Genomic DNA, 987 nt, shown 5'->3' with positions numbered 1-987 from the left:
TACCGACCAACCCTGAGCCAGAGATCTCGTGGGTCCAGCGCAACCCTAACGCCGGATTTCACTTTTTCACAAGCCACCCCGTGTAGGGCATCCGGTAGCGGGAAGGAAGTTCGGCGGCGGCTTCCGGGAGGTCGTCCGGGCCGTGGGCCTGCCCGTTCTTTCAGTGGAAGAACGCCTGTTCGGTGATCGCTTCCCACTGCCGGGCCTTGGTCCGGTAGAACGTGCAGCTCACGTCTCCCTCGCAGTACGTGGCGACTCCGAACAGGTTCCCGATGCTGTCAGCGGTCCGGGTGGCCGCGACCATGACATAAGGCCATTGGCCCAGGTCCCAGCCGTCACAACCCCAGCTGGGGATGACAGCCCAGCCTTCGGCTTCGATGAGTTCCATCCAGTCGTAGCCGCCGTTCTCGTGGTAATCGCCCAGCACGGTTACGCCGGCGATGGCTTCCCCGGTGTCCTTGGTGGTCACGGTCTTGGTTGCGATTGCGTTCATGGTGTTGCTCCTTCTTGTCCGAGAAGTGGGGTGGGTGGGGCGGCTTAGGTGACCGGCCAGCGTCCCTGCTCCCCCGTTGTTTTTTGTTGCTGGCAAGCTCGCTTGCTCGGCGGCCGACGGAGGCCTGTCTACCGCAGGCCCCGACGAAGGAGGGGCTAGCGGTCCAGCGTCGCTGTCGCGCCGTGGTGGGAGAAAGTTCGCGGTTGCCTCGCCTCGGGCTCTGGCCGCGGATGTGGGTTTGGGCAGATCATGGAGGTGTCTGCCACGGTGGACGCCGGTTCGTCTATGGTGCTGTGGTTGAGCCTGTGGGCTAGCGTGGCGCGGAGGGCTTCCACGGGAACCGTGGATTGTTGCCTTTGGAGCACGAGTGTTAGATTCCTCTGTTTTCCCTGTCCTTGAGCTGCCACAGAGATCTCGGACAGTGGGCCCTCCTAAAATGGGGGTCTACCGAAAGTAGAGATCAGCATGACCGCATCACGCAAGCGATTTACCCA

The 987-nt window shown here is 62.5% G+C and carries 1 pseudogene; it reads right to left on the bottom strand.

Features of this window, described 5'->3' with window-relative positions:
* Window positions 1-58: 58 nt before the first annotated feature.
* Window positions 59-493 (bottom strand): annotated as a pseudogene (locus BJQ90_RS19680) (hypothetical protein).
* Window positions 494-987: the final 494 nt, after the last annotated feature.

Source organism: Arthrobacter sp. SO3 (genome assembly GCF_020532825.1).
Classification (GTDB): Bacteria; Actinomycetota; Actinomycetes; order Actinomycetales; family Micrococcaceae; genus Arthrobacter.
This window is presented reverse-complemented; position numbering and strand designations above follow the sequence as displayed.